The 758-nt window shown below is 40.9% G+C and carries 1 protein-coding gene; it reads left to right on the top strand.

What is annotated here, in order from left to right; all coding sequences use genetic code 11:
• The coding region (locus J3U36_RS11345; RefSeq protein WP_267385929.1) for an elongation factor Tu at positions 1-758 on the top strand (758 nt) is incomplete at both ends.

Raw genomic sequence — 758 nt, 5'->3', positions numbered from 1 at the left:
ATCCTTTTAGGTCGTCAAGTAGGTGTTCCTTACATCATCGTATTCTTAAACAAATGTGATATGGTTGATGATGAAGAGTTATTAGAATTAGTTGAAATGGAAGTACGTGAACTTCTATCTCAATACGACTTCCCGGGTGATGATACACCAGTTATTCGTGGTTCAGCGTTAAAAGCGTTAGAAGGCGATGCAGCATGGGAAGACAAAATTGTTGAATTAGCGGAAGCATTAGACACTTATATCCCAGAGCCACAACGTGACATCGACAAACCATTCCTATTACCAATTGAAGACGTGTTCTCAATTTCAGGTCGTGGTACAGTGGTAACAGGTCGTGTAGAAAGCGGTATTATCAAAGTTGGTGAAGATGTTGAAATCGTTGGTATCAAACCAACAGCAAAAACAACTTGTACTGGTGTTGAAATGTTCCGTAAATTACTAGACGAAGGTCGTGCTGGTGAAAACGTAGGTGTATTACTTCGTGGTACTAAACGTGAAGAAATCGAACGTGGTCAAGTATTAGCAAAACCAGGTTCAATCACCCCACATACAGATTTCGAATCAGAAGTGTATATCTTAAGTAAAGATGAAGGTGGTCGTCACACTCCATTCTTCAAAGGTTACCGTCCACAGTTCTACTTCCGTACAACTGACGTGACTGGTACAATCGAATTACCGGAAGGCGTAGAAATGGTAATGCCAGGCGATAACATCAAAATGTCAGTATCATTAATTCACCCAATCGCGATGGCAGAAGG

The organism is Gilliamella sp. B3817, from assembly GCF_026536705.1.
In the GTDB taxonomy this organism is placed as follows: domain Bacteria; phylum Pseudomonadota; class Gammaproteobacteria; order Enterobacterales; family Orbaceae; genus Gilliamella; species Gilliamella apicola_I.
The sequence above is the reverse complement of the archived record's forward strand: the minus strand, read 5'-3'. Positions and strand labels throughout refer to the sequence as shown.